This window comes from Olivibacter jilunii (assembly GCF_900607235.1).
GTDB classification, from domain to species: domain Bacteria; phylum Bacteroidota; class Bacteroidia; order Sphingobacteriales; family Sphingobacteriaceae; genus Olivibacter; species Olivibacter oleidegradans.
The window spans coordinates 255,841-282,131 of record NZ_LR027849.1; the positions used below are offsets into that span (position 1 = coordinate 255,841).

Annotated in this window: 19 protein-coding genes; 8 read left to right on the forward strand and 11 right to left on the reverse strand. The window is 41.7% G+C overall.

Annotated elements, in window-relative coordinates:
- Positions 1 to 1,119 precede the first annotated feature (1,119 nt).
- Together E0E36_RS07110 and E0E36_RS07115 are read left to right on the forward strand one after the other, a co-directional pair.
- Positions 1,120 to 3,492 carry a glycoside hydrolase family 127 protein gene (locus E0E36_RS07110; protein WP_130855352.1) on the forward strand — a complete coding sequence of 791 codons (2,373 nt, stop codon included), beginning with the start codon at positions 1,120 to 1,122 and terminating at the stop codon, positions 3,490 to 3,492.
- Between the two features lie 51 nt (positions 3,493 to 3,543).
- The gene (locus E0E36_RS07115) at positions 3,544 to 6,150 is read left to right on the forward strand and encodes an alpha-L-arabinofuranosidase C-terminal domain-containing protein (RefSeq protein ID WP_130855353.1); all 2,607 of its coding nucleotides are present in this window, start codon (positions 3,544 to 3,546) and stop codon (positions 6,148 to 6,150) included.
- A gap of 249 nt (positions 6,151 to 6,399) precedes the next feature.
- On the opposite strand, the gene E0E36_RS07120 is transcribed toward E0E36_RS07115, so the two are convergent.
- On the reverse strand, positions 6,400 to 8,700 hold the full coding sequence (locus E0E36_RS07120; protein WP_130855354.1) for a xanthine dehydrogenase family protein molybdopterin-binding subunit: 2,301 nt from the start codon (positions 8,698 to 8,700) through the stop codon (positions 6,400 to 6,402).
- Between the two features lie 30 nt (positions 8,701 to 8,730).
- Complete coding sequence (locus tag E0E36_RS07125; protein ID WP_013667517.1) at positions 8,731 to 9,186, reverse strand: (2Fe-2S)-binding protein; 456 nt, start codon at positions 9,184 to 9,186, stop codon at positions 8,731 to 8,733.
- 311 nt (positions 9,187 to 9,497) lie between these two features.
- Here E0E36_RS07125 and E0E36_RS07130 point away from each other — a divergent pair, with 311 nt between their 5' ends.
- Positions 9,498 to 9,842 carry an MmcQ/YjbR family DNA-binding protein gene (locus E0E36_RS07130; RefSeq protein WP_130855355.1) on the forward strand — a complete coding sequence of 115 codons (345 nt, stop codon included), beginning with the start codon at positions 9,498 to 9,500 and terminating at the stop codon, positions 9,840 to 9,842.
- A 43-nt stretch (positions 9,843 to 9,885) separates the two neighbouring features.
- Here E0E36_RS07130 and E0E36_RS07135 read toward each other — a convergent pair whose 3' ends face one another.
- The 5 genes from E0E36_RS07135 to E0E36_RS07155 form a co-directional block, all read right to left on the reverse strand.
- Complete coding sequence (locus E0E36_RS07135; protein ID WP_130855356.1) at positions 9,886 to 10,359, reverse strand: thermonuclease family protein; 474 nt, start codon at positions 10,357 to 10,359, stop codon at positions 9,886 to 9,888.
- Between the two features lie 25 nt (positions 10,360 to 10,384).
- Positions 10,385 to 11,104, reverse strand: a complete 720-nt coding sequence (gene pgl / locus E0E36_RS07140; RefSeq protein WP_130855357.1) for a 6-phosphogluconolactonase — start codon at positions 11,102 to 11,104, stop codon at positions 10,385 to 10,387.
- A 10-nt stretch (positions 11,105 to 11,114) separates the two neighbouring features.
- Positions 11,115 to 12,629, reverse strand: a complete 1,515-nt coding sequence (gene zwf, locus E0E36_RS07145) for a glucose-6-phosphate dehydrogenase (RefSeq protein WP_130855358.1) — start codon at positions 12,627 to 12,629, stop codon at positions 11,115 to 11,117.
- A gap of 106 nt (positions 12,630 to 12,735) precedes the next feature.
- Positions 12,736 to 14,151, reverse strand: a complete 1,416-nt coding sequence (gndA, locus tag E0E36_RS07150) for an NADP-dependent phosphogluconate dehydrogenase (protein ID WP_013667512.1) — start codon at positions 14,149 to 14,151, stop codon at positions 12,736 to 12,738.
- A gap of 43 nt (positions 14,152 to 14,194) precedes the next feature.
- The gene (locus E0E36_RS07155; protein WP_013667511.1) at positions 14,195 to 14,665 is read right to left on the reverse strand and encodes an RpiB/LacA/LacB family sugar-phosphate isomerase; all 471 of its coding nucleotides are present in this window, start codon (positions 14,663 to 14,665) and stop codon (positions 14,195 to 14,197) included.
- Positions 14,666 to 14,936: 271 nt separating this feature from the next.
- Here E0E36_RS07155 and map point away from each other — a divergent pair, with 271 nt between their 5' ends.
- The 3 genes from map (at position 14,937) to E0E36_RS07170 (ending at position 21,524) form a co-directional block, all read left to right on the forward strand.
- A complete protein-coding gene (map, locus tag E0E36_RS07160; RefSeq protein ID WP_013667510.1) occupies positions 14,937 to 15,701 on the forward strand; it encodes a type I methionyl aminopeptidase in 765 nt (254 codons plus the stop codon).
- 33 nt (positions 15,702 to 15,734) lie between these two features.
- Positions 15,735 to 20,405 (forward strand): DUF3320 domain-containing protein, encoded by a 4,671-nt coding sequence (locus tag E0E36_RS07165; RefSeq protein ID WP_130855359.1) that lies wholly within the window; start codon positions 15,735 to 15,737, stop codon positions 20,403 to 20,405.
- A 72-nt stretch (positions 20,406 to 20,477) separates the two neighbouring features.
- Entirely contained in the window at positions 20,478 to 21,524 is a 1,047-nt protein-coding gene (locus E0E36_RS07170) for a bifunctional transcriptional activator/DNA repair enzyme AdaA (protein ID WP_130855360.1), read from the forward strand.
- Here E0E36_RS07170 and E0E36_RS07175 read toward each other — a convergent pair.
- Positions 21,510 to 22,619, reverse strand: coding sequence for an adenylate/guanylate cyclase domain-containing protein (locus E0E36_RS07175; RefSeq protein WP_130855361.1), 1,110 nt, complete (start codon positions 22,617 to 22,619; stop codon positions 21,510 to 21,512). The two genes, E0E36_RS07170 and E0E36_RS07175, sit on opposite strands and share 15 nt — an antisense overlap.
- A 132-nt stretch (positions 22,620 to 22,751) precedes the next feature.
- Positions 22,752 to 22,961, reverse strand: coding sequence for a hypothetical protein (locus E0E36_RS07180; RefSeq protein WP_013667506.1), 210 nt, complete (start codon positions 22,959 to 22,961; stop codon positions 22,752 to 22,754).
- Between the two features lie 450 nt (positions 22,962 to 23,411).
- Here E0E36_RS07180 and E0E36_RS07185 point away from each other — a divergent pair, with 450 nt between their 5' ends.
- Complete coding sequence (locus tag E0E36_RS07185) at positions 23,412 to 24,749, forward strand: sigma-54-dependent transcriptional regulator (RefSeq protein WP_130855362.1); 1,338 nt, start codon at positions 23,412 to 23,414, stop codon at positions 24,747 to 24,749.
- 6 nt (positions 24,750 to 24,755) lie between these two features.
- Here the strand turns inward: E0E36_RS07185 and E0E36_RS07190 are convergent, their stop codons facing one another.
- Both E0E36_RS07190 and E0E36_RS07195 read right to left on the reverse strand, forming a co-directional pair.
- Positions 24,756 to 24,935 carry a hypothetical protein gene (locus E0E36_RS07190; protein ID WP_130855363.1) on the reverse strand — a complete coding sequence of 60 codons (180 nt, stop codon included), beginning with the start codon at positions 24,933 to 24,935 and terminating at the stop codon, positions 24,756 to 24,758.
- A 79-nt stretch (positions 24,936 to 25,014) separates the two neighbouring features.
- Positions 25,015 to 25,380, reverse strand: a complete 366-nt coding sequence (locus E0E36_RS07195; RefSeq protein ID WP_041388553.1) for a DMT family protein — start codon at positions 25,378 to 25,380, stop codon at positions 25,015 to 25,017.
- An 80-nt stretch (positions 25,381 to 25,460) separates the two neighbouring features.
- Here E0E36_RS07195 and E0E36_RS07200 point away from each other — a divergent pair, with 80 nt between their 5' ends.
- Positions 25,461 to 26,285 (forward strand): helix-turn-helix domain-containing protein, encoded by an 825-nt coding sequence (locus E0E36_RS07200; protein ID WP_130855364.1) that lies wholly within the window; start codon positions 25,461 to 25,463, stop codon positions 26,283 to 26,285.
- The last annotated feature ends 6 nt before the right edge of the window (positions 26,286 to 26,291 follow it).

The following is a 26,291-nucleotide window of genomic DNA, read 5'->3' on the forward strand; positions in this document are numbered from 1 at the left end:
AGCTTCTCCATAATCATACTACACCAAGATAAGACAAACGAGGTACTTTCTTCGAGGTGAGTCCAGGGTGAGTCCACATTGAGTCCAGGGTGAGTCCAGGTTTTTATAGCAAAAACCTGGACTCAATGCGGAGATAGTCTTCTCAAATAATGTTTGCATGGAGAAGATGGTAGCTACTTGGTATTAAGAAGGTGTTTGCTGTATTGGATATCCGTTAAAGGCAAGTGAATGGACCTCAAAAAAGTTCTACGAATATACTAAAAATCATTAAAAAACCTGCATTTTAATACTGTACCTCAGGGATTACCTTCGGTGAACTCCTATTGATCGGTTTCGTTTTTATATATAAAGGTGTTTCTATTAAAAGAACATTTATTTTATACATCCCACTTGCTGCGCCCATTGGGGCAAGGTGCTTCGGCTTGTCTATTCCGTTGCAACTCGTGGTCAGATGCCCATCCGTGAATCGGAGCCACCCTCTTGCGCAATGGCATGCCCTTCGTTCGTCGATTCACTCATTACCACCTGCTTCGCACGATAATGGTGAAGGGGCATCTTTGACTGCCGGTTGCTACCTCCACAGACTAGGCCATTGATGCACTTCGGAACGGCAGTGCTGATACCAGGCTACAGTGCGTAGGGCAAAACGGCCTCACAGCATGAGCGTGAAGAAGATTTAGGATAGCCGAGGACAAAAAATCATGTGAAGAAGCGAAGGGGAAGACTGGCGGGAAGGAGCGGCTCCACAGGATTCAACATTGGGCCTAAATCTTTAGCGAAAGGATGTGCAGCCTTGATGTTTGCCTCTCTTTGCATCAAGGTAAAGAGAGATGAAATAAAAAAAATCATCAAGATAAAACGTAAATAAAATTGACTAAAATAAATGTTCTTTTTTAAAGACGAAATCCCTGATTACCTCGGTGAACTCCCGTTGGTCGGTTTCGCCTTTAACATATAGATAAAGGTGTTTATATTAAAAGCGAAATTCTTGCATATACAGCGGGAATTAAGCGTAAATATCCGGTGTTTTTCATGCTTTTATTTGATTTATTGAATAGTATTAATATATTTGATTTATAATTGTTATTGTAACACTTATTTTCTAACCAATTAATACAAATGAGAAGTAACCCACTGTGCTTGGTATCCTCTTTCTTGATCTTTATTAGCTTATGGCTTGGAATGAATCAGCGATCATTGGCTCAAAGAGTTAAAATGGAGCCGTTTCCTTTAGCATCCATACGATTAGCTGCTGGCCCATTAAAGGACGCGCAGGAAACGGATCTCCGATATATATTGGCATTGAACCCGGATCGTTTGCTAGCTCCTTATTTAAGAGAGGCGGGGCTTGAGCCGAAAGCCTCTAGTTATGGTAACTGGGAAAACACAGGCTTGGATGGCCATATAGGGGGGCATTACCTTTCGGCACTATCGCTTATGGCTGCAGCAACAGAAAATCAAGTTATACAGGATAGACTTACTTATATGTTAAGCGAGTTAAAACGTTGTCAGAATCAAGATTCGGACGGCTACGTGGGCGGTATACCGGGAGGCAAGCAAATGTGGAACGACATTAAAAGAGGGAAAATAGAGGCCCAATCTTTTTCTCTAAATGGAAAATGGGTTCCCATTTATAACATTCATAAGCTCTTTGCCGGTTTAATTGATGCATATCGTTATACAGGCAATGAGCATGCCCGGCAAATGGTTCTTAAGCTAGGGAATTGGTGGTTAAGTGTTTTCGGTGGACTTACTGATGAACAGATTCAAACGATATTACGTTCGGAACATGGTGGAATTAATGAAGTTTTTGCGGATTTAGCGCAGATAAGTGGTGATCAAAAATACTTAACCATGGCTAAACGACTTTCGCACCGTGCCATATTGCAGCCCTTAATTGCTGGAAAGGATGAACTGACCGGCTTACATGCCAATACGCAAATTCCGAAGGTCATTGGCTTTGAAAAAATTGCGGCGCTGGCCGATAGTATGAGCTGGGCGAATGCTGCTCGTTTCTTTTGGGAGACCGTCGTAGAACATCGTACCGTATCGATCGGTGGGAACAGTGAAAGTGAACACTTCCATGCACTTAATAGCTTTGGAAAAATGCTATCCTCGCGTGAGGGGCCTGAAACCTGTAATACCTATAACATGATGAAGCTCTCCAAAGATCTTTTCTTACAGGGGCCGGATCGCAAATTCATCGATTATTATGAAAGAGCAACTTATAATCATATCCTTTCATCACAGCATCCGAAGGAAGGCGGCTTTGTATATTTCACACCAATGCGTCCCAATCACTACAGAGTGTATTCGCAAGCGCAGGCTTGTTTTTGGTGCTGTGTGGGTAGTGGTTTAGAAAATCACGGTAAATATGGTGAGTTAATTTATACGCATAGTGGACAGGACCTCTACATCAATCTCTTTATCCCGTCTACATTGAAATGGCAGGAACAGGGCATATCGCTGACGCAGCGTACACGGTTTCCCTATGAACAGAAAAGCAGTGTAACAATTGAGGTGGAAAATCCAAAAACCTTTTCCGTGTTTATTCGTAAACCAAAATGGTTAGGAAAACAACCTATCAACCTATTAGTAAACGGAAAGCTGATAAGCTATCAGGAAGATAAAGAATATTTGAAAATCAATCGTAAATGGGTAGGGCAATCGATTATTACTTTTAATTTACCTATGCAAATCAATGCGGAGCTGCTGCCCAGTGGCGAGCCTTGGGTTTCTTATACCTACGGTCCCATTGTGTTGGCTTCAAAAAATGGAACGGAAGATTTAAAGGGGCTTTTTGCAGATGACAAACGAATGGGACATATCGCTGCGGGAGCATTACTTCCGATGGATGCCAATCCGATCCTTGTACCTGAAAGTGGGGAACTTAATAAGTACGCAAAAGTTCTGGATGCGAATAAGTTGTTGTTTGAACTCGATCACTTATATAAAAATGGCAAAGCAACGAAAGTAACGTTACAGCCTTTCTTTTCGGTACATGATGCGCGTTATACCGTTTATTGGCGTACGGCCGACAAACGGTCATTAGATAGTATTGCCGGTGTTGCACGTCAGCGCGAAGAAGCACAGTTAAAGCTAGATAGACAAACCATAGATGTAGTAGTATCGGGTGAACAGCAACCTGAGTCAGATCATCATATGCAGCAAGAGGATTCCTATACAGGTGTGTTGGGTGATTATCATTGGCGTGCGGCAAGGGGATGGTTTAGTTATGAAATGCTTAACAATGGTCGACAAAGTAAAAAAATAAGCATTAAACATGAACATGATGCAACCGCTTGCTATGAACTATGGATAAATGATAAAAAAGTTTCCGTAACGTCTCGAACGACAGACGCAGAAGGAATTGATATTTCCACCTTTAATCTAGAAGCCGCTGATACGGATCAAGATAAATTAAGGGTAAAAATCAAAGCATGTAATAAAAAAGCTACGGGAAAAATTTTAGAAATAAGGTTGTTGAAATAAGTGAATATTCTTCGTTTGAAAGCTAATAACAAATAAACCGTATACAAATTCATGAAAAAGTACTTGATATTACTTATTGCCTCTACGTTACTAAGCTTGACGCGCGCAGGTGCTGCTGAGATGACGAAAGAACCGGATTCCGCCTATATTTTTGCCTATGCTTCTCTAAAAAATGGAGGACGGAACGGCTTACATTTCGCATGGAGTATCGATCGCAAAAAGTGGCATGCAATAGGACCGGAGTACAGTTACGTCCGTTGCGATTATGGGACTTGGGGAGCTCAGAAACGGATGCTTACACCTTTTTTGTTCTATGGTCCTGATAGCTTATGGCATGCTGTCTGGTCGGTCAACGAAACTGACGGTGTTGTTGTGCACGTAACTTCAAAAGATCTTGTGTATTGGAGAAGACAATCTTATCCTATCTTGATGCAAAAAGAGAATTGTTTGCTTCCCGCTCTTTCCTTTGATAAAGAGCATGGAAAATTTATAGTGGAGTGGAAGAGTACGAATGGGGGAGCCGATGCTACTTATTATAGAAGTAGTACACTTGACTTTAAAAATTATACACCTCCAGAACCAGTTGCTAAAGCTACGTTTGATAATAGGCATACTATACGTTTGGAAAATGGGGAGGAAAATGGAACCGTCCATAAAGTGTCTTGGAATGTAATTAAAGGTTTACTGCAGGCTCAACAGCAAGCAGCCTATGAACAGGAATTATGGTCGGAGAAAACGGCTGAAGATGGTATTCGATTCGCTTCTTTAAAACCAGTCGATGTGGAGGTACAAATTGACGTGGAAAATAAAAAGAAAATCAGTGATTTGCTAATGGGTGTTTTTTTCGAGGACATTAATTATGCTGCTGATGGTGGTTTATATGCCGAATTAGTGCAGAATCGAGATTTTGAATATCGCTTAAGTGATAAAAAAGGTAGCGATACCAGCTGGCATAGTTATAAGGCATGGTCTTTAAAAGGAGAGGAGGGAACATTTAAGATAGATAGCGTAAACCCTTTACACCCAAATAACGTACATTATGCGATTTTAAATATTGAAAAGGCAGGCACTGCTTTGGTCAATGCCGGTTTCGACGGCATTCCATTAAAAGCCGGAGAGCGTTATAATGTCTCTTTATTTGCGAGGAACCCGCAAGAGAAAGCCATAGCGCTTCTAATCCGTTTAATTGATGAGCATGGTAAGCTATTAGGTGAAGCTCGCATTCGGGCTATTAAAGGTAATTGGAGAAAGTATGAAGCGGCGATTTCAGTGAAAGCAGACGCGGCCAAAGCATCGCTGGAGATTATTCCACAAGAGGCGGGGGAAATAGCGCTTGACATGATTTCGCTATTTCCGGAGAAGACTTTTAAAGGGCGGAAAAATGGTTTGCGTGCAGACTTAGCGCAAACCATAGCTGATCTACATCCGCGGTTTGTTCGTTTTCCAGGCGGCTGTGTCGCACATGGAGATGGTTTGGGAAATATGTATCGTTGGCAAAATACAATTGGTCCGTTGGAAGCTCGGGTACCGCAACGAAATTTATGGAATTACCATCAAACGGCCGGGCTTGGTTACTTCGAATATTTCCAGTTTTGTGAAGATATTGGGGCTGAGCCAGTACCGGTAGTTCCGGCGGGTGTGCCTTGTCAAAACTCATCCACGGGCGGTGCCGGTCAGCAAGGCGGGGTACCGATGGCAGAGATGGAAGCCTATATACAGGAGGTGCTGGATTTGATTGAATATGCGAACGGAGATACGCATACAGTTTGGGGGAAAAAGCGCGCAGAGGCAGGCCACCCAAAACCATTCAATCTAAAATATATCGGTATCGGTAATGAAGATCTTATATCCGATATTTTTGAAGAACGTTTTACCATGATCTTTAACCGGGTACGCGAAAAACATCCTGAAATAACAGTGATCGGTACGGTTGGGCCAAGTTTTGAAGGTACTGATTATACGGAAGGTTGGCTGATTGCTAATAAACTTCAAGTACCTATGGTGGATGAACATTATTACCAGTCACCGGGTTGGTTTATTCATAATCAAGCATATTACGATAAGTATGATCGATCAAAGGCTAAGGTATATTTAGGTGAATACGCGGCTCATTTGCCAGGTAGGCCTAGTAACCTGGAAACGGCTCTCGCCGAGGCGATACATTTAACAAGCTTGGAGCGTAATGGGGATGTGGTTAGCATGGCTTCCTACGCACCTTTATTAGCTAAAGAAGATCATACGCAATGGAAGCCCGATCTTATTTATTTTAATAACACAGAAGTGAAACCTACGGTCGGTTACTTTGTACAGCAGATATATGGGCAACATGCCGGTGATATTTATCTGCCCACTCAAGTTCGCTTATCCAACACCGAAGAGGCTGTTAAAAAACGTTTGGCTATATCGGTCGTACGTGATACAAAATCCGGAGATGCCATTGTGAAAATAGTTAACCTTTTACCGGTTAGTACACGGGTGGCTTTGAATTTAGAACCGTTAGGCAACATCTCAACTGATGCCTTAAAAATCAGCTTAGCGGGGAATCCGGAAGATGAAGCGCTCAGACCAAAAAGTACGCCGATAGCTGTAACGAAGAACTTCAAAGATGAATTACCTGCCTACTCCTTTACGGTGCTCCGATTTAAGATAGTTGAGTAGTAGAGTAGGGAACTAGATGATTAGCCAATTAGCCAATTAGTTAATTAGCCAAATAGCCAATTATTCGTAAGTGTTTGCTTTTTTCGGCACTCATGAGCTCCCTAAGGTCGGTTAGCCAATTTGATAATGGAGCCTGCTTGCCGCATGTGGGTGCTTAGGGCCTACTGCTTATAGCTAATTGCTATTATAATCACGATATGAAACCCTTCCGTTCCACAAATGGAACGGAAGGGTAGATAACGATATATTTTAATAGCTCCGTTGTTCTTTTAAATCAATAGGTAACCGGTAAATCCTTTTTCCGGTTGCAGCATAGATGGCGTTGCACAAAGCAGGCGTAAAGGGCGGTACGGGAGGTTCACCAACGCCGGTTGGTTTAGCTTCGCTGTCCACAATATGGACATGAATCTGTTGAGGTGACTCGGGCATGCGTACAATTTGATAAGCATCAAAGTTGTTTTGTACGACGGCTCCATTTTCTACGGTGATTTCGCTTTTTAGGGCGATGCTCGTAGAGAATTGCGCACCCCCTTCAAATTGTGATTTAATTCGATCCGTATTGACTGCCGTACCGCAATCTACCGCATAATGCACATGAGGAATATTGATTTTGTTATCCGGACCTACTTTTACTTCCACTATACAAGCAACATAGGTCAGAAAACTTTTATGCGCTGCAAAACCCAGTCCCGAACCCGCAGGTAGTTTTTTACCCCAACCTGCTTCTTTGGCGACTCGTTCTATGACTTTTTTCATACGCGCAGTCTCCCAAGGATAGGTACTGATATCCTCTCCGTAATTACCATATTTTCCATTCACCATCTCCTCATCAAAGGTGATCGAACGATCGTCTCCCAGGAGAGATAGTGCCTGTTGAACGGGGTCTATTCCTCGCGCTTCAGCCAGTTCATCCAACATCGTAGCAATGGCAAAAACCTGTGGAATATTCCGTACCGAACGGAGCCATCCAATTCTTAAATGTGCTTTTGCATCATGGGTTTCCACCCTGACGGCAGGTACATTGTAAGGAAAGTCGCTTGCTCCTTGGCCCAATTCACCGTCGGCAGGTTGTAATACCGACGCATCAAAAGTAGCGCTAATGGAGGGGTAGGCTATATGATGGTTCCAGCCGCTTATTTGATTGTTCTGATCAATAGTGGCGGTAATTCGCTGCACACTCAGTGCATGAAAGAAATCGTGATGCAAATCGTCTTCACGCGTCCATTGCACTTTAATCGGGAAACCGGATTCTTTAGCTAACAAGGCCGCCTCTACGATAAAATCGGGTTTCGATTTCCTTCCAAAACCGCCACCCAATAGGGTTACATTGACTTTTACATCTTCCGCGGAAATTCCTAGAAATTGAGCGATGGCGTCTCTGGCTCCCTGTGGATGTTGTGTTGGGGCCCAAACTTCGCATTTTCCGTCTTTTACCACTGCTAAAGCATTAGGAGGTTCGATGGTTCCATGTGCTAAATACGGAGCTATATAGGTATGTTCAATGACTTTTTTAGCCTGTGCTTTTGCTTGATCAAAGTTACCGCGATTTCTTCTGAGCGTACCTTTTTTCAAAACCTCTTTACTCAGTTCCTCTAATTGTTGCGCGGAGTTGTAAGTAGCATGTTCTCCTAAATCCCAAGTTACGTCTAAAAGGTCCCGACCTTTAATAGCTGCCCAGGTATTCGCTGCAATTACGGCTACACCACTTAAGGGTTTTTCAATCGTAGGCGGAATATCCCCTCCTTTAATAGGGATAACTTTTAGTACGCCAGGCACAGCCAGTGCTTTTTTGTCGTCATATGATTTTACTTTACCACCTAGCACAGGACAGCGTTTAATCACCGCTATTTTCATATTATCGACAACGGCGTCGATGCCAAAAACGGCCGTACCACTAACGATTTCGTGTAGGTCTATGATGGGTGTTGCTTTACCGATCAACGTGAATTGCTGTCTTTCCTTTAGTTTAATGTCTTGTATGCGGGGAATAGGTGAGTTTTTAGCAGATTCTATTAATTCTCCAAAATCAATTGCTTTACCGGAGGCTTTGTGTACAACTTGATTTTTAGCGGTATCGCATTCCTCAATGGGGACTTGCCACAGCTTAACTGCCGCTTGAATTAGCAATAATTTGGCAACCGCACCGGCCTCGCGCATAGGTTTATAAAACATTCTCACAGAAAAGGAACCGTCGGTGTTCTGGCTTCCATATTTCTTTTCATCCCCCTCTGCTTGTACAATGCGAACTTTATGCCAATCGGCCCCTAGCTCGTCTGCTACAATAAGGGGAAGTGAGGTGCGTATACCTTGTCCCATTTCAGAACGATGGGCAATAATGATCACTTCTCCTTTAGATGTAATCTGTAGGTACACATTGGGAGCGAGGGAACTGATCTTTTCTCCTTTCTCATTGCAGCTGAAAAAACTAACGCCGAGGGCGAAACTGCCCGCAAGCATACCGCCTATTTTTAGAAAATCTCTTCTTGATGCTTTAAAGATTTGTGAACTTACGTTCTTCAGGTCTTTTTTATCGAATGTAGGTATGTTCATATTGTTGATTGCCTTGGTTGATAATAAAAACTATGCGCCGGCGATACTTAAAATAGCTGTTTTTATGCGATTATATGTACCACATCGACATAAGTTACCTTGCATTGCTTGTTCGATTTCCTGCTCCGAAGGGCGGGGATTACTTTTTAACAGCGCTACCGCATTCATGATCTGGCCAGTTTGACAATAACCGCATTGCGGTACAACATACTGCTCCCAAGCCTTTTGAACAGGGTGATCACCATGATCCGAAATTCCCTCGATGGTGGTGATTTTTCCCTTTCCAACTGCTGATATAGGGAAACTGCATGATCGAATAGCGGTGTCATCTAAATTGACCGTGCAGGCACCGCACAGTGCTTTGCCACATCCAAATTTTGTTCCCCGCATACCCAGTACATCTCTTAAAACCCATAAAAGCGGCATGTCGTCCATTACATCCACCTCGTAGGTTTTATCGTTTACCAGAATTGAATATTTTGCCATGTTGTTTATAAGTTGAGTGTTTACAATGTTGATAGCCGTCACCTTATCTTTCTTAAATGGATCAGTAGGAAGTTAAACGGTAATGGGCTTTTGTCTATCAATATGAACAAACTTAAAAAATAATCTCCGTATTTTATCGCACTTTTTACTAACTAATTGCGAAGTGTAATCGTCTCCAATGCCTGAATTGGATAAGATACAGTCAATGAATGGAATTATATAATTAGCACTGAATTTTAATGATGTCACAATTGTTTTGTATATCCAATCTGTTTTGAGTAAATTTATTTAACATCTTAAGATTCCTCATTATGGTTACTATCCGTCAATTCAGAGAATTAGCTTTATCACTTCCTGAAGTAATGGAACGAGCACACTTTGATAAAGCATCTTTTGTAGTTAATAAAAGGATTTTCGCTACACTTTCTGAATTCGAAAACAGCGCATGCGTTAAACTTTCGGAAATCGATCAATATGTTTTTTCCTCATTTAACAAATCCAGTATTTATCCAGTGCCAAATAAATGGGGTAAGCGGGGATGGACCTTTCTACTGCTTGATCACGTTGAAGAGGAGCTTTTCAAAGACGCGGTAATAACGGCCTATTGCAATATTGCACCTAAGAGGTTGGAGGAACGAGTGAAAAACAAAGAATAGGAAAAATAAAAGCTGCCGATCATTGATCGACAGCTTCATAAAATCAGGCTGCATGCTTCCTATATAACCAGGGAGCAACCGGCTTGTTCATGCGCCATAAGCCTCTTCTTTTTTGCTTTGCGTTTCTTTCAAGATCAGCAAATTCTTTTGAATGATCAAAGCTAAGATAGTGCCATGCAAGTCCTGCTTTCAGCAGCTCTTTATTTAAATTTTTTCCATTTGGTAGGATAACGATACCGACTTTACGACCATAACGATCCGCTTGTTTTATTTCGACTCTTATCACTTGCCGAAAGCAACGGTCGGCTGTAAACTGCCTCGCTATCATACCATAGTCTTGACGGCGTTCAGGGCAATCAATACCATATAAACGGATTTTCAGTTGTTGTTTATTTTCATCTAAAAGGGTAATGGTATCCCCGTCCGCAATCCGAATGACTTTGCCTGTCACCCATGTTTGACAAATGGCAATAGTAGTGAAGAAGAGGAAAAAGATACCGCTCGTTATATATTTCATCTTTCTGCGATACAATTCTTCCAGGTTATCTCACTCGATTTGCGGCGGCCTCATCTACGAACCAGTAAACCTCACCCTGAGCCGGCCTAATCAACTGCGATGGATACTGGCTTGGATTGGGTTCCCCGTGTAAGACTTCATAAAGTGCTTTTGCTTTACCTTTTCCGTAAGTAATAAAAGCAATAACTTTCGCTTGATTAATAAGAGGGGCTGTTAATGTAATGCGATACATCTGTTGCGGTTCCAAGTAGTAGGCCTCGACCCATTTTTTTTTCTCTTTTAAAACGGCCGTGTTCGGAAATAAAGAAGCCGTATGCCCATCTTCTCCCATGCCCAATAATATCAGGTCAAATTGTGGATTCGTACCAAAATGCGTTTGTAATAGTTGTTCATATTCCAATGCATAAACCTCCGGTGTAGTATTTGCCTTCCACATCGGGAAAATTTGATTTTTTGGAATGGGAACATGGTCTAACAGCGTTTCAAATGCCATTTTTGCATTGCTCTTGTCGTCGGTTAACGGTACCCACCGCTCATCTCCCCAGAAAACAAATACTTTCGTCCAATCGATTTGTTCTACATAGGGCTGTTCAGCAAGTAAGTGATAGAGCTGAATAGGAGAGCTCCCTCCCGTTAGCGCTACGGAAAACCGACCGCTCGACTCGATTGCATGTTGGGCGATTTGTACAAAATGCTCAGCCGCACTTTTGCTCAGTGTATCAATATCTTTGAAAACGTTAATCATCTTGAAATTTTTAGTGGTGTTCTTTCGGGTGGAGGTTTGTTGCCCATACATGCCCATCGCGGGCAATTAATGCCTCGGCATTTTCGGGTCCCCAAGTACCGGCCGCGTAATTTGGAAAATCAAGCGATTCTCTGGATTCCCAAGTGTCCAATATTGGCATAATTACATCCCATGCTTCTTCTACCTGATCGGATCGCATAAACAACGTTGTGTCCCCGCGCATAGCGTCCAAAAGCAAGGTTTCATAAGCTTCGGGTGTTTGGGTTGAGCAGGTGTCGTAGTCGAATATCATTTCTGCCGGGTTAAGGTTCATTTCTAATCCGGTCTTTTTAGCCATGAAACGCAGGCGGATATCCATCTGAGGTTGTATGTTAATTGTCAGTCGATTAGGCATAAGGCTATCCGATTGACTTTCAGGGAAAGTGGAGTGTGGAACGGGCCGGAATTGTATGGTGATGGAAGACGTTTTTTCTTGCATCCTTTTACCCGTTCGTAAATAAAATGGCACTCCTTGCCAACGCCAATTATCTAGGTAAAATTTAATGGCGACGTAAGTCTCTGTGTTAGATTTTGGAGACACCTCCGGCTCTTCCCGATACCCCGGAACTTTTTTTCCTTGTATCCACCCCGCATCGTATTGACCTCGAACGGCGTAACGATGTACATCCTCCGGTTTAATTCGTCTGACAGCTCTTAGCACATCTACTTTTCGATTTCTTATTTCTTCTGCTTGAAACGAAACCGGCGCTTCCATAGCCACCATACAAAGAATTTGGAGTAAGTGATTTTGGATCATATCACGTAAAGCACCGGAACCCTCATAATACCCCCCACGCTCTTCGACACCTACCTGTTCAGCTACCGTGATCTGTACGGAATCAATATAATTTCGATTCCACAGGGGTTCAAATAACGCATTCGCAAAGCGAAAAGCCAAAATATTCTGTACGGTTTCTTTACCAAGATAGTGATCAATTCGATAGATTTGTTCTTCCTGAAACGTACGTGTTAATAAATTATTTAACTCAATCGCGGTTTCTTTGTTATGACCAAATGGTTTCTCTATAATAATCCGATCGGAAACGGGTTCTGATGCCAGTTTGCTGTCATGTAGGTTGACGGTTACCGCTTCAATAAATTGAGGCGCTACCGACAAGTAAAATAGGCGGTTGGCTCGCATGCCCCACTCAGCATCAATTTTATCTAGCTTTTCGGCCAATACGGAATAATCACCGGTATTGTTGATATTTGATTTAAAATAGGAGACATTTTTTTTAAAGCTAGCCCATTGTGCTTCATCCGGTTTGCCTTTTCGTGAAAATTCGATCAGCCCTTCATGCAAATGATTATTATATTGTTCATCATCTAACTCGGTCCTTCCCAATCCGATAATGGCGAACTTTTCAGGCATCCAACCGTCTAAATATAAATTATAGAATGCGGGAATTAATTTTCTTTTAGCTAAATCGCCGGTTCCTCCAAAAATTACGATAATGGTAGGAGTTGCCTTTTTACCTGTTTTCATGTTCTTGTTCTTTTCTTTTTTGTTTTCTGTCGAACTAGTAATTATGGCAGATCTCTTTTAGATGGTTTAAAACATATAAAAAATGGATACTGCTATAATTAACCTCTTAGTCCCATTGTGTATGAAATGTACCTGGCTTGTCGGTGCGTTCGTAAAGATGAGCACCAAAGTAGTCGCGTTGCGCCTGAATCAGATTCGTCGGAAGCGTAGCGCTTCTGTAAGCATCGAAATAGGCTAAAGACGACATAAAAGCCGGAACCGGAATGCCTTTGTCAACTGCTTCCTTCACAATCGCTCGTAAATCAGCCTGTCTATCTACTAGTTTACGACCGATTTCTTTGTCTAACAAAATATTAGGTAGCGAAGCCGTACGTTTGTAAGCTTGACGAAAATCTTCTAGACACAGGGCCCTAATAATACAACCGCCGCGCCATATTTTGGCAACCTCTTCTAGGTTTAAACCATAATCATATGTTTTGGAGGCTACATGGAGTTGCGCCAGGCCTTGTGCATAAATGGTAATCATAGCAAAATAAAATGCATTCTTTACTTTTTCTTGCAGGGCCGACTTTTCATTGGCGTCAATAGAGCCAACCGTATAATCCCAGGTAAGTTGCTCGGCCGCCTGTATACGTTCTTCTTTATAAATGGATATGTCACGCATATTCACAGCCACGTCGATGGATGGGATGGGGACTTGTAGATCCATCGCATTTTGTGAGGTCCATTTTCCTGTACCTTTGGCGCGTGCACGATCGGAGATCAGATTAATCAATCGCTGGCCGGTTTCATCATCATATTTTTTCAAGACTTCACCTGTTATCTCAATTAAGAATGACTGAAGTTCGCCTTGATTCCATTCTTCGAAAGTCTGCTGGAGGGTTTCATCATCAAAAGCGTATCCTCTTTTTAGTAAATCGTACGTTTCGGCAATGAGCTGCATGATGCCGTATTCTATACCATTATGCACCATTTTAACATAATTACCTGCCGAACCATTGCCGAGATAAGCCACACAAGGTTCGCCATCTACTTTAGCGGCAATTGCTTCGAATATTGGGCGAAGACGCTCGTAGGCTTTTTTATCGCCACCCGGCATCATACTAGGACCGAAACGCGCACCTTTTTCGCCACCGGAAATTCCCATACCGAAGAAATGTATTTTTTTTTCTGCAAGGCTGGCAACCCGCCTGTCCGTATCCGGAAAATAGGTGTTTCCGCCATCGATGACGATGTCGCCTTCTTCGAGATAGGGAAGAAGCGTTTCAATCGCGGCGTCTACCGGATTGCCCGCAGGAACAAGTAGCATAATAGCACGCGGACGTTTAATGAGTTTAACAAATTCCTCAGGAGCGGTAGTGCCTTTTACACGCTGCCCTGTATCCGCTTCGCTTTCCAATGAATTGGCTTTTGCCGCATCTAAGTCTAACCCCGCCACGGCAAATTGATGGTCAGCCATATTGAGTAGTAGGTTTCTGCCCATAACACCTAGGCCTACAATGCCAAAATCGAATGATTCCATATAGTATAATTTTATTATTGAGTCTTCTGAATCTGTTTTTGTGCTAATCTATATTTTTAAACGTTGCAAACTGTTGTTCTAATGCAATTATTTTATCAAGGCGACGTTGGAAGCGTTCCTCTCCAATATACCGGGCCTTTAAAAAAGTTTCTACCAGTTCCCATATCAGTTGGGGCCCGATTACTCTTCCCCCTAGACAGAGCAGGTTCATATCATCATGTTCTACACCTTGGTGTGCAGAATAAGTCTCGGTTACAAGCGCCGCTCGCACCCCGGGAATTTTATTGGCAGCAACCGATACACCTACGCCGCTTCCGCAGATGGCAATACCTCTTGTTACCTCGCCCTTTGCCAAAGCGAGGCCCAACGGCTTAATAACATCCGGATAATCATCTGTGGCATTGTAACTAGTAGCACCATAATCGGTCACATCAAAACCTTTTTCACTTAGTTGTTTAAGCAGTTGCTGCTTCTGCTCGAAGCCCGCATGATCTGCAGCTAGACCTATTTTCATTTTCAAGTAATTTATTGTTAAGTCATTAATGAGCATACTTGTTTTGTTTCACTTATCGTTTCAAGCGATTGAGCCCTTCCTCAGCTAAATTCCAACTAATATTCAATAATTCTGTATTTTTTAAGCAATTTTTACGATTAAAAATTCAATGGCGCCGCGTCGAATGACTGAACGATGAGGCACACGATTGTATATGAGCGGTAAATTCTCTAAGTTTGTTAACAAGAGAACAAGGCTTTTAGCTTTAATTAGAATGACTTAAATAAATAATATGTCAATAAGTAAAGAATCAGAATTGGTTGGAATGATGAAAATAGGCAAGATCGTAGCAACGACATTGAAGGCAATGCAGACCTATGCTAAGCCTGGGATGACGACGAAGGAATTAGATGACTTTGGCGCTGAGATCTTGCAAACATACGGTGCAAGGTCAGCTCCGGCACTGAGCTATGGTTTCCCTGGGTGCACCTGTATTAGTGTCAACAACGAAGTCGCTCATGGTATCCCTTCTGCGGAACGCGTACTTCAGGAAGGGGATTTAGTGAACATTGATGTATCGGCTGAATTGAATGGGTTTTGGGCAGACAATGGAAGCTCTTTTATATTGGGAAAGGATATTCATAAAAAAATGCATTTGATACATACTTCCAAGCGTATTCTGCAAATGGCAATTAATCGTATTAGAGGTGGTGTCCGGATTGCTGATATTGGCGAAGTAATGGAGAGAGAGGCAAAGAAGGAGGGTTATAAAGTTATAAAGAATTTAGCTGGACATGGCATCGGGAAGAGCCTACACGAAGAACCGGATAATATCCTAAACTATAAAGATCGCTTTGATAGAAGAAGATTTAAGAAAAATTCGGTGGTAGCCATCGAAACTTTTATAGCTACTGATTCTACCCTCGCCGTTGAACAGCCGGACGGATGGACTTTAGTTGGCAATAAAGGTGGCTATGCCGTACAACATGAACATACCATTGTCGTTACAGATGGAAAACCATTGATTCTAACAGCCGAAAATGGTGTTTGGGATTAATCGCCTTATCCCACGTCTGAAATAAAAGATGTTATGAATGAAATTGTCTTAGCCCGCCTCGAATCTGCCCGTAAAGAACTTTTAGATTTAGGATTACGCAACCCGTTACTAAACTATCGGGTGTCGAAAAGTAGGGGTTTACATATTATTCACGAAAAAAGTACCGCTATATATGAAGTGTTAGTAAGGCAAGGAAAAGCCTTGAGCTTTATTGGCCTATCCGAAAAGGAAGCCCGAAATAATGGTTTGTCTCTACCGGCTGAATTACATGCGGAAGTACCGGAAAATGCCTACTTAGATACAAAACTGCAAACAGACGAACTGGTTAGTCGCTTACAAACTAAATTATTAAATACTTTTTATTACGCTCGTACCTGTATCGAGGAACAGGGTGTAAACACGCTTTATCTAGCACTCGGTATGCTTCATTGGACCGAAAGTAATCAATCCGATGAAGTTCGTCATGCTCCCTTGGTTTTAATACCCGTATCACTCGAGCGATCCAGTGCCCAAGAACGTTTTCGATTACGGTATTCAGGAGGTGAGGTTGGTGCAAATTTATCGTTACAGGCGAAAATGCTGTCTGATTTTCATGTTGTAATTCCGGATATGGGGGATATCGAAGACTTTGGTATGGATGCCTATTTCGATGTCGTTGAAAAATCTATTCGCAGTCAGGCCAATTGGAAGATAGATCGAGACCATATTGAGCTTGCATTTTTCTCATTTGGGAAATTTATGATCTACCATGATCTCGACAGCGATCCATGGCCATCGGGAAATAAGCCCGCGAACCAACCGCTTTTACAGGCACTGTTTACGGATGGTTTTAAGGAGTCTGCGCCGACAGCCAATGAGGAACATGACTTGGATAAGTATCCGGAAGCGGCCAAGATTTTTCATGTGATGGATGCTGATAGCTCGCAATTGCTCGCCCTGCTTGCTGTTAATGAAGGAAAGAATATGATAATTCAGGGGCCTCCCGGAACCGGTAAATCGCAAACCATCACCAATATGATCGCTAATGCAATCGGACAGGGTAAGAAGGTCTTGTTTGTAGCGGAGAAGCTAGCAGCTTTGGAAGTGGTGAAGAGGAGATTGGATATGATCAATCTCGGTGATGCCTGTATTGAGTTGCATAGTCATAAAAGCAATAAAAAAGAGCTACATGAGGAGTTGCGGCGTACAATGGATTTAGGACGACCTGCTCTTGCCCACTTAGAGCGAGAGGTCAGCCTGCTCAGCGAATATAAAGATGAGCTCAACGCATACTGTCAAGCTATTAATACCTTTGTTGAAAAGAGTGAGTTGACGCCGCACAAAGTTATTGGGCATCTAATGGCTATACAGGATGCCATCGGTAACCTCAAGTTGCCGAAAATACCATTGGATGATTTGCAAAGTTGGGATGCGGAACGCATGCGAAAGGCCGAAGCCTTTGCTGAACGCGTTCAGGCAAGTTTGCGGGAGATTGGTATACCGGCGGAATTACTGTTTTGGGGCAGTGGCCTAGAGGTTTTGTTACCACATGAACATGACGAAATCCGCGCGTTGCTGCAGGGAAGTAAGAAAGCGAGTGAAGATCTCCTGTATCAAGGGCAGCGCTTAGGTGAAGATATGAAGGTCCTAAGAGCTCCAAAAAATACGGATGACATCCGTTTGCTCATTGCTCTTTTTGATATTGTAGGTAAAGCGCCCCAATTGGACAATGTAGACGTATTATCAAAAAAATGGATCACCGAGCAGGAAGACATCCGCGAATTTATAGAGGCCGGCGAAAGGCTATCAGCAATTTATCGACAATATGAGTCGGTATTATTACCTGAAGCTTGGGAGCAAGAAGTTTTAGCGATCAGACAGTGTTTGATGAGCCATGGAAGGAAATGGTATCGCTTTTTGATCAGTGACTACAGAAAAAGTACGAAACAGCTTGCTGTAATCTGTCGGACAACACTTCCCGACGACATAAACACACGATTAAATTACGTCAATGCGATACTGGAAGTAAAACGCTTAAGAAAGAGTTTATTGGAATATCAGGACTTAGCAGAGAAGCTTTTTGGAACAACTTGGAAACGAGAGAAATCAGATTTCGTTACCATGACACGCATTGCTGCTTTTTTATCACAAGTACATCAAGACGTGTTAGAAGAAAAGTACCCTGCTTGTTTGCTTTCTTATTTAAATCGCTACAATGAACCGTCAGTTGCTCAAAATAACGTAAAGGTTCTAACAGATTTATTGGAACAGCAGCATAGAAAGTTGCGGGAGGTTTTGGAACGACTTGCCTATGATGACCAAAAAAAGTTTGAGAAGGGCTTATTGGCCGAAGATTTTTCCATTCAGTTGGATCTTTTAAATAGATGGAATAACAACTTCGTTAAGATCAACGATGCAATTGCGTGGAATAATTTAACGCAACAAGCAGAAGAACTCGACTTGAAGCGGATTACGGTTGTTGCTCAATTTTGGCCGGAGGCAAAGGATCATCTTAAAACAGCACTACAAAAAACTTGGTACGAGTTGCTTATTGAACAGGTCATGTTCAATGAACCTGCCTTGCGAAAGTTTGAAAAAAACAGTCATGAAGAAACTTTATCGAAGTTCAAGAAGCTCGACTTGCTGAATCAACAATACCATAGGGCCTTGGTAGCCTTAAAACATTGGGAAGATATTCCAAGGCAGGAGGCCGGTGGGCAAGTAAATGTCTTACGAACCGAGTTCAATAAAAAGGCGCGGCATATGCCTATTAGGCGGCTTATGCAAGAAGCTGGACTGGCAATCCAAGCGATTAAACCCGTGTTCATGATGAGTCCGCTTTCGATTGCTAATTTTTTACCGCCGTCAAGTGTAGATTTTGATTTGGTAATTTTTGACGAGGCGAGCCAAGTGCGTCCTGTTGAAGCTATAGGAGCTATTCTGCGTGCAAAACAGTTGGTAGTAGTAGGAGACAGTAAGCAACTGCCACCGACAAGTTTCTTTGATACAATGAACAATGATTTGGAAGAAGAGGAGAATATTACGGCAGATGTGCAAAGTATATTGGGATTATGTGAAGGGCAGGGAGCATCCCAGTCGATGCTACGTTGGCACTATCGAAGTCGACATGAAGCACTTATCGGTTTGTCGAACCGAGAGTTCTACGAAAACAAATTAGTGGTTTTTCCGAGTCCCGGCTCAGCGTTTCATATGGGCCTAAAATATCATTATTTAGAGAATGCCTTATATGATCGAGGAAAAACCCGTACCAATCCGCTGGAGGCAGAAGCCGTGGCCGACGCGGTTATGTCGCATGCCGCAGAACATGCTCATCTTACTTTGGGCGTCGTTGCATTCAGTTCAACACAAATGCAGGCTATCCAGCTGGCTTTGGAAATTAGGAGGCGTAAGCAGCCTGAAATGGAAGGTTTTTTTAAAAGTCACTCCAACGAGCCCTTTTTTATAAAAAACCTTGAGAATGTTCAAGGAGATGAACGGGATGTGATTTTTATCAGTGTGGGTTATGGTCGCAGTGAAGATGACAAATTGTTGATGAATTTTGGACCGCTTAATAACGATGGGGGCGAACGGCGACTGAATGTGTTAATCACACGCGCCAAGATGAGATGTGAGGTGTTTACCAATATTACAGCGGAGGATATTGATTTAAATCGATCGAATAAAAGAGGAATCTACACGCTCAAGCGCTTTTTACACTTTGCGCAACATGGAGATTTCTTAGCAAAGGACGAGTCCGAACTTGTAGCAAAAACTCCTTTTGAAGACCTCGTAAAAAGCAGTTTGGAAGAAAAGGGATATCATGTAAGAAAAAACGTTGGTACAGCTGGCTTTTATCTGGATTTGGCGGTGATTGACTCAAAATATCCGGATCGTTATATTCTTGGAATTCAATGTGATGGCGAGAACTACGCGAAGGCAAGATCAGCACGCGATCGGGATCGCTTGCGGGAACAGGTATTAACCAATATGGGTTGGAACCTATACCGCGTGTGGAGCGTTAGCTGGTACAGAAATCCAGCTAGAGAATTGCAGGCTTTGCTGGAAGCTATTGAAGAAGCTCAAGGAAAGTCCCTGATGGAAGATGTTTCCGAAGCCACGTATAGAGAAGAGTTTACTGACCTAATGCGTGAAGAGCTGGTTGAACCGAGTTCCGCATCTTTTGAGCTCTACGAAATCGCAGAATTACCGAAGATGTCATCGAGTCTTAACCTACATCAGCATCCTCTTGAAGAGATTGTTGAATGGGTAGAATATATAGTGAAAATTGAAGGACCGATTCACTTTGAAGAGATGGCTAGACGTATTGTAAATGCCGTTGGCGTTTCAAAATTAGGAGCACGCATGCGAGACACTTTAACGATAGCTAGTCATTTAGCGGAAAAGAAAAGAACCATCCGGCGCGTAGGTGATTTTTTGTGGAGAGGCAAGCAAAATGAGCCGCCGGTAAGAGATCGGACTAATTTGCCTGCAACATCAAAAAAGATTCAATATATCGCACCCGAGGAGATAGCATTTGCTGTTTTGCAAATAATTGACCGTTCCATTGCTATTGTACCGGAAGCACTCTTCCCGCTTGTTAGCAGAGCGCTGGGCTTCGGTAGATTGACAGAAGAAGTACGAAATGAAGTTGCGCGTGCAATCGAGCTACTGGTTGAGCAAGGAAAAGTAAAAAGCGAAGGCGATCTATTGAAGCTGATCTCCTAAAAATACTTGTTAAGTTTTCGGTTGTGCCTATGTTGTCGATTGAGCTATTTTTGATCTATTAAATACAGTATTATGCAATTAACAATAGATCTAATGTATGAAGCTGCCGTAAACAAAGATTCCTCTTTTGAAGGGATCTTTTTCACGGCCGTAAAGACGACCGGTATTTTTTGTCGCCCCACTTGTACTGCACGGAAACCAAAGAAAGAAAACGTTGAATTTTTTAAAACCGCAAAAGAGGCCATAATGAAGGGGTATCGGCCTTGCAAAGTGTGTCATCCCTTAGAAAAATATAATATGACACCTGATGGCATAAGGAATATCCTGAATCAACTTGCTGAAAATCCCACTAGGAAATTCAGAGACAGTGATTTGTTGCAAATGGGTGTTGAACCCAGTACGATGAGACGCTGGTTTTTAAAAAACCATGGTATGACTTTTCAGGCATATCAAAGAATGTTTCGCATCAACCATGCTTTCAAGCGTATTCAAAGAGGTGAATCTATTACAGCAACGGCCTTTGATGTGGGATACGAATCGTTGAGCGGGTTTGGAGATTCATTTAAATCAATTTTCGGGGTATCTCCCAAGCAATCAAAGGAGCAACGAGTAATTGATTTGAAACGTCTGGAAACACCACTCGGAACCATGGTTGCCTGTGCTGTTACGGAGGGAATTTGCTTGTTGGAGTTTACGGATAGAAAGATGCTTGAAACGGAATTTAAAGCACTTTCTAAAAGGCTAAATGCAACTATCATGCAAGGTGATAACTTGCATATCAGACAGTTGGAAATTGAATTGGCCGAATATTTTGCCGGCCAGCGAAAACAGTTTACGGTCCCGCTTTTTACACCAGGCACAAATTTCCAAAATCTAGTTTGGAACACCCTTCAACGTATACCCTATGGTCAAACCGTCTCTTATAAGGAGCAGACGAAAATGATGGAAAAGGAAGCTTCTATTAGAGCTGTTGCAAACGCAAATGGTATGAATAGGGTATCCATCTTGATTCCCTGCCATCGGGTGATCGGATCAGATGGACAGCTAACGGGCTATGGAGGTGGCATCTGGCGAAAAAGAGCTTTACTCGAACTGGAAAATGAATTAGCTGCCAGCTGAATCGATCGAGTTGGGTAAAAGTGCGAGAATAGCTACTTCTCGTTCTTTTCCCCGTAATCGTATGCTACCCAACAGTTTGCTGCTGTATTCCTTGGCGCTATTCAACAGAGATAGTAAATCGGCACTGATGATTACTTCTTCCTTAAATTCTCCGCACTTCCCCAATATACGAGAAGTCGTGTTCAACACGTCACCTGAGTAGGTGATATCTCTTTTAACAACACCTATTTCACCCGCGATGACATTACCCGAATGAATACCCGCTTTAAAGGTTGGCACCAAACCATACAATTGTTCGTACCTGTCTTTCTTATCTTCAATAGTCATCTTTATATCGAAAAAGCAACGAAGGCAGTGAGACTTTTCCAAGCCATCCTTGTAGCTCCATGCTACTACTACTTCATCTCCAACATATTGATAGATATTTCCCTTGTTTTCAAGAATTGGGTTGGTAATATCAGCAAAAAAATCTTTAAGAAGCGAATGGTACCGTTCGTTACCTAACCGCTCTGCTATGGTGGTGGATGCATTTAAATCCAGAAACATAAAAATGCGCTTTTCAGCCTTGGGCGTATTGTATTTGCCTGTCAAAATATGGAGAAATGTTTCATGTCCGAATTTACTGCTCACCTGTAGAAGAAACTGGGTGAGCGCGACAATGAAGGCCCAAACCAAGCCATTCTTTAGTGGATAACTATCTGTCATGAACGAAACAACCGCCTGTCGCGTGGCGGGATCGGATAGTGGCCTTTTCAATTGATAGGGTACGATTGTTAGACCCATAACAAGTGTAATGATACCGACGATAAGCACAAAACATATAATCACAATTAAAATGGTATAACCATAAGGTTTATCTCTGAACTTTTCGTTGATGTAAAAAACGAGTATACTGCCACCCAATAGCGCACCAATGAGACCCGCTCCTATATTCCTAAGTACGGAAATAAAGAAGGAATAATTGGCCGTCGTACCTAGCGATACTTGGGTATGCAACACTAAATGATCATATATAGCTATTATAAAGCCAATGAACATCCATATAATAATGATGAGTCCTAATTGTCTCAGTTTTAGAAATGTTCCCCTTTTCATTCGTTCTGTTGTGTGTGTCGTTGTTCCAAGATCTGTGTATTAGCTAAATGCATGAGCATTTAGTCGAAAATAAGACATTTTTAGCTTTTGTTTGCTTCAAAAAACAGAGAAAAGAAAGAGGTTGGGTTTTATTCATAATCGAGCAGCGAAATTCAGTATTTCACTCAGCGATTTTACTGTCCATTGATAAAGGTGAAGGTCATTCAACTCCAGTTCTTTTGTTAGGTAGTCTTCTGTAACGATGTAGCGATCGCCCAAAGGAATGTAAGGAACGTTGCCAATATTGTTGTTTTGGATCTCGATATTCAGAAGAATGCTTAAAGTTTGTAAATTGTTACACATATGTTTTAGTTCTGTAGGCTAAGTTGTTCACAAGTTACATAATGTGTCTTAATATTTACTTCGCACATCTTTACAATAAAGATACATAGTTGCCTCACCGCAAGTGTGTTAATGAATTGGATCGAGATTCGCGTTCTTCTTTTTACAAGACGCTAGGTTTATGGGAACAATTGCGCTGCGTTCTCTTTTTTTTCACGATTTTTGTATAATAAGTGAACATTTTTATGCTGACAATGCCCGTTAATGTCTTGTCAATCGTATATAAAAATGATTTCTCTCAATCCCGAATAGATTTCCCGACGATCGCATCACATGTGCCGATAAAGCAGCGAACTACTATTTTAATCGAATATTCTTATGGATGTTGGGGAATGGTCCAATTTTCTCTAAGTTTGTTCGATAGGATAACTGACAATCCCATTTGTCCGTATCCAATTAAATTGTTCGAAAGTGAAGCATGTATTATTAATTGACGACGAGGAAAAGCTCCGCCAGCTTACGGCTCGCATTATTGCGTTGGAAGGTTTTGAAGTTGTACAAGCAGATAGTTTAAAAAGCGCTCGAAAAAAACTCATAAGTGAAGAGTTTGATGTAGTGATTTGCGATGTCAAATTGCCGGATGGTAATGGGGTGGAGTTTATAGAAAGTATCAAAGAAAAGCAGCCCTTTGCTGAAATTATTTTATTAACAGCCTATGGGAATATTGCGGACGGTGTACAATCTATAAAAAATGGTGCATTTGATTATATCACTAAGGGAGATGATAACAATAAGATTATACCCCTGTTACATCGTGCATTTGAAAAAGCTCAGCTTGCAAAAAGAGTACAGCAGCTGGAAAAGCAGGTCGCAAAGAAATATAATTTTGATAGTATTATTGGGAGATCGCCTGCCATTATAGATGCTATTAATTGGGGTAAAAAAGTAGCTCAGGGAGATACAACTGTTTTGCTATTAGGCGAGACAGGAACAGGCAAGGAAGTGTTTGCACAAGCAATCCATCAAGCCAGTAATCGAAATAAGAGAAACTTCGTGGCTCTAAACTGCGCTGCTTTTGGAAGAGAATTGTTAGAAAGCGAACTTTTTGGTCATAAAGCGGGTTCGTTTACAGGTGCATTGAAAGATAAAAAGGGATTATTTGAGGAAGCAAACGGCGGGACGTTATTTTTAGATGAAATAGGAGAGATGGCTGTTGACTTACAGGCTAAATTGTTAAGAGTTTTAGAAATGGGAGAATTTTTAAAAATTGGAGAAACAGAGCCGACAAAAGTAGACGTCCGTATTGTTGCCGCTACGAATAGACAGTTGGAAGACGAGATTGAAAAAGGGACTTTCAGAAGTGATCTTTATTATCGACTTTCGGTATTTACTATTTTTTTACCGCCACTCAGAGAAAGGAAGCAGGATATCGCTTTGCTTGCCAATAATTTTGCTGAAGTTTTTGCCCTGAAAACGAATAAACGAATCGTCAAATTAAGCCACACTTACCTGCAGGCTTTGGAACATTATCCATGGAAAGGAAATATTCGGGAACTAAAAAATGTTATCGAACGCAGCGTCATCCTGGATGAAAGCGGGGTATTGAATGTTGATAGCTTACCGTACGAAGTTCGTCATCCCGAATTGCAGCATACAACTGTATCTTCGAATTTTTCGCTTGAAAGCATGGAGAAGCTGCATATTCAAAAAGTATTGGCTTTTACACACGGAAATAAAGCGGAAGCTGCTCGTTTACTCGATATTGGTATTGCGACATTATACAGAAAGATTGAACAATACAAGATCTAACAGGCCTTATGCTTGTTTTAGTGGGATAACCATATTCCAAGATTTTTCCAAGTCGTAAGATCTGCTGCCGGCACCGGTTGCAGCAAATAGATGTTTGGATAGTGCATGGATGCCGCCGCCTTCCTCCCCGCAAATATGTCCAAAACGACCTTTAGTAAAGGATCGTCTGGATAGTACGTTCCTCATTTATTCCAACAAATAAAATGTGATAAGAGTCTGAATATAATTCAGGGTTCTAATAGCATTTAAAACTAAGCATAAATTATTACTTTTTGAAAATAAAGTAAACGGCTAGTACAAGAAATACAAAACCGATAAAATGATTGCCGGTAAAATGGATATTCTTGAATGCAATAACGGAGAATAACATGAATATGACCAAGGTGATCACCTCTTGTAATACTTTTAGTTGTACCAAAGAGAACGGACCTCCATTTTGTTCAAAACCGATCCGATTAGCCGGTACTTGAAAGCAGTACTCGAAAAACGCTAAACCCCAGCTGACTAAAATGATAAGCCACCATGCCGTGTTGCCTTCCGACTTGGCGAAAAATTTTAGATGACCATACCAGGCAACATTCATAAAGGCGTTTGAAAGCACAAGCAAGCCAATTGTAGTAAATACTTTCATATATTGTTTATTATATGCTAGAAAAATACGCATATTTACTCGTATTTGTTGTTCCAATTTTTTAATTGATCATTTCTTAAATGACTGAAAGACTTGATTATATCAGTGAGCGGATAGAAGTGTCGGAAAAATTCCAACCTGTTTTTAGCCATTTTTACTATGCCGCTAACATAGGCAGCGAATCCCTTACAAAAACACTGTTACCCAATTATCAGACAGTGCTTGTTTTTTGTTTTGGCGGAGAAGTATCGTTATCGGTGGGTGAAGCCGTTGCACGCTTTATAAATACTTGTCTTGTCTTAGGCCCTATAAAAAGAGCCTTTGATTATACCTTGGCTCCGGGCACTGAACTATTGGTCATAAATTTCAAAGGCGATGCTTTTTATCGTTTTTTTGGAAGAGCACTAATCGATCATTTTTTTATGCATCCGGATGATTTATTAACGGATAGTTGCTTCGCGGAACTGACGTTGAAACTCCAGGCAAAATCCAATGAGGAACGGATCCGGTACTTACTGGCGTTTTGTGAACCCTATCTTCGTATAAATGACCAGGATGTTGCCCACATGTTGACTTTTCACGAAACACATACCTGGCTCAATCCTATTCAAGAGATAGCTAGAGAAACCAGGCAAACTGAGCGGAACTTGCAGTTAAAACATAAGAAAATCTTAGGCTATAGCGCCAAAGAGTTGAATCGTTATTATCGTTTTCTTAAAGCGATTCAATGGCTGGAACAACAACTAAAGAGGAAGGGAAAAATTAATTGGTTTGAACTGATAGAACACTGTTCTTACTACGATCAGAGCCAGTTAATACACGATTTTAAACACTTCACGCAATTGACTCCGAAGCAATATCTGTCTCTTCAGCATCAACTATGTAACCCCAATTCAGTTGATTAAATTGAT

Bases quoted from the DNA above. Each gene is read 5' to 3' on its own strand.
- E0E36_RS07110 (WP_130855352.1), top strand. From the start codon at position 1,120: ATGAGAAGTAACCCACTGTGCTTGGTATCCTCTTTCTTGATCTTTATT.
- E0E36_RS07115 (WP_130855353.1), top strand. From the start codon at position 3,544: ATGAAAAAGTACTTGATATTACTTATTGCCTCTACGTTACTAAGCTTG.
- E0E36_RS07120 (WP_130855354.1), bottom strand. From the start codon at position 8,700: ATGAACATACCTACATTCGATAAAAAAGACCTGAAGAACGTAAGTTCA.
- E0E36_RS07125 (WP_013667517.1), bottom strand. From the start codon at position 9,186: ATGGCAAAATATTCAATTCTGGTAAACGATAAAACCTACGAGGTGGAT.
- E0E36_RS07130 (WP_130855355.1), top strand. From the start codon at position 9,498: ATGGTTACTATCCGTCAATTCAGAGAATTAGCTTTATCACTTCCTGAA.
- E0E36_RS07135 (WP_130855356.1), bottom strand. From the start codon at position 10,359: ATGAAATATATAACGAGCGGTATCTTTTTCCTCTTCTTCACTACTATT.
- pgl (WP_130855357.1), bottom strand. From the start codon at position 11,104: ATGATTAACGTTTTCAAAGATATTGATACACTGAGCAAAAGTGCGGCT.
- zwf (WP_130855358.1), bottom strand. From the start codon at position 12,629: ATGAAAACAGGTAAAAAGGCAACTCCTACCATTATCGTAATTTTTGGA.
- gndA (WP_013667512.1), bottom strand. From the start codon at position 14,151: ATGGAATCATTCGATTTTGGCATTGTAGGCCTAGGTGTTATGGGCAGA.
- E0E36_RS07155 (WP_013667511.1), bottom strand. From the start codon at position 14,665: ATGAAAATAGGTCTAGCTGCAGATCATGCGGGCTTCGAGCAGAAGCAG.
- map (WP_013667510.1), top strand. From the start codon at position 14,937: ATGTCAATAAGTAAAGAATCAGAATTGGTTGGAATGATGAAAATAGGC.
- E0E36_RS07165 (WP_130855359.1), top strand. From the start codon at position 15,735: ATGAATGAAATTGTCTTAGCCCGCCTCGAATCTGCCCGTAAAGAACTT.
- E0E36_RS07170 (WP_130855360.1), top strand. From the start codon at position 20,478: ATGCAATTAACAATAGATCTAATGTATGAAGCTGCCGTAAACAAAGAT.
- E0E36_RS07175 (WP_130855361.1), bottom strand. From the start codon at position 22,619: ATGAAAAGGGGAACATTTCTAAAACTGAGACAATTAGGACTCATCATT.
- E0E36_RS07180 (WP_013667506.1), bottom strand. From the start codon at position 22,961: ATGTGTAACAATTTACAAACTTTAAGCATTCTTCTGAATATCGAGATC.
- E0E36_RS07190 (WP_130855363.1), bottom strand. From the start codon at position 24,935: ATGAGGAACGTACTATCCAGACGATCCTTTACTAAAGGTCGTTTTGGA.
- E0E36_RS07195 (WP_041388553.1), bottom strand. From the start codon at position 25,380: ATGAAAGTATTTACTACAATTGGCTTGCTTGTGCTTTCAAACGCCTTT.
- E0E36_RS07200 (WP_130855364.1), top strand. From the start codon at position 25,461: ATGACTGAAAGACTTGATTATATCAGTGAGCGGATAGAAGTGTCGGAA.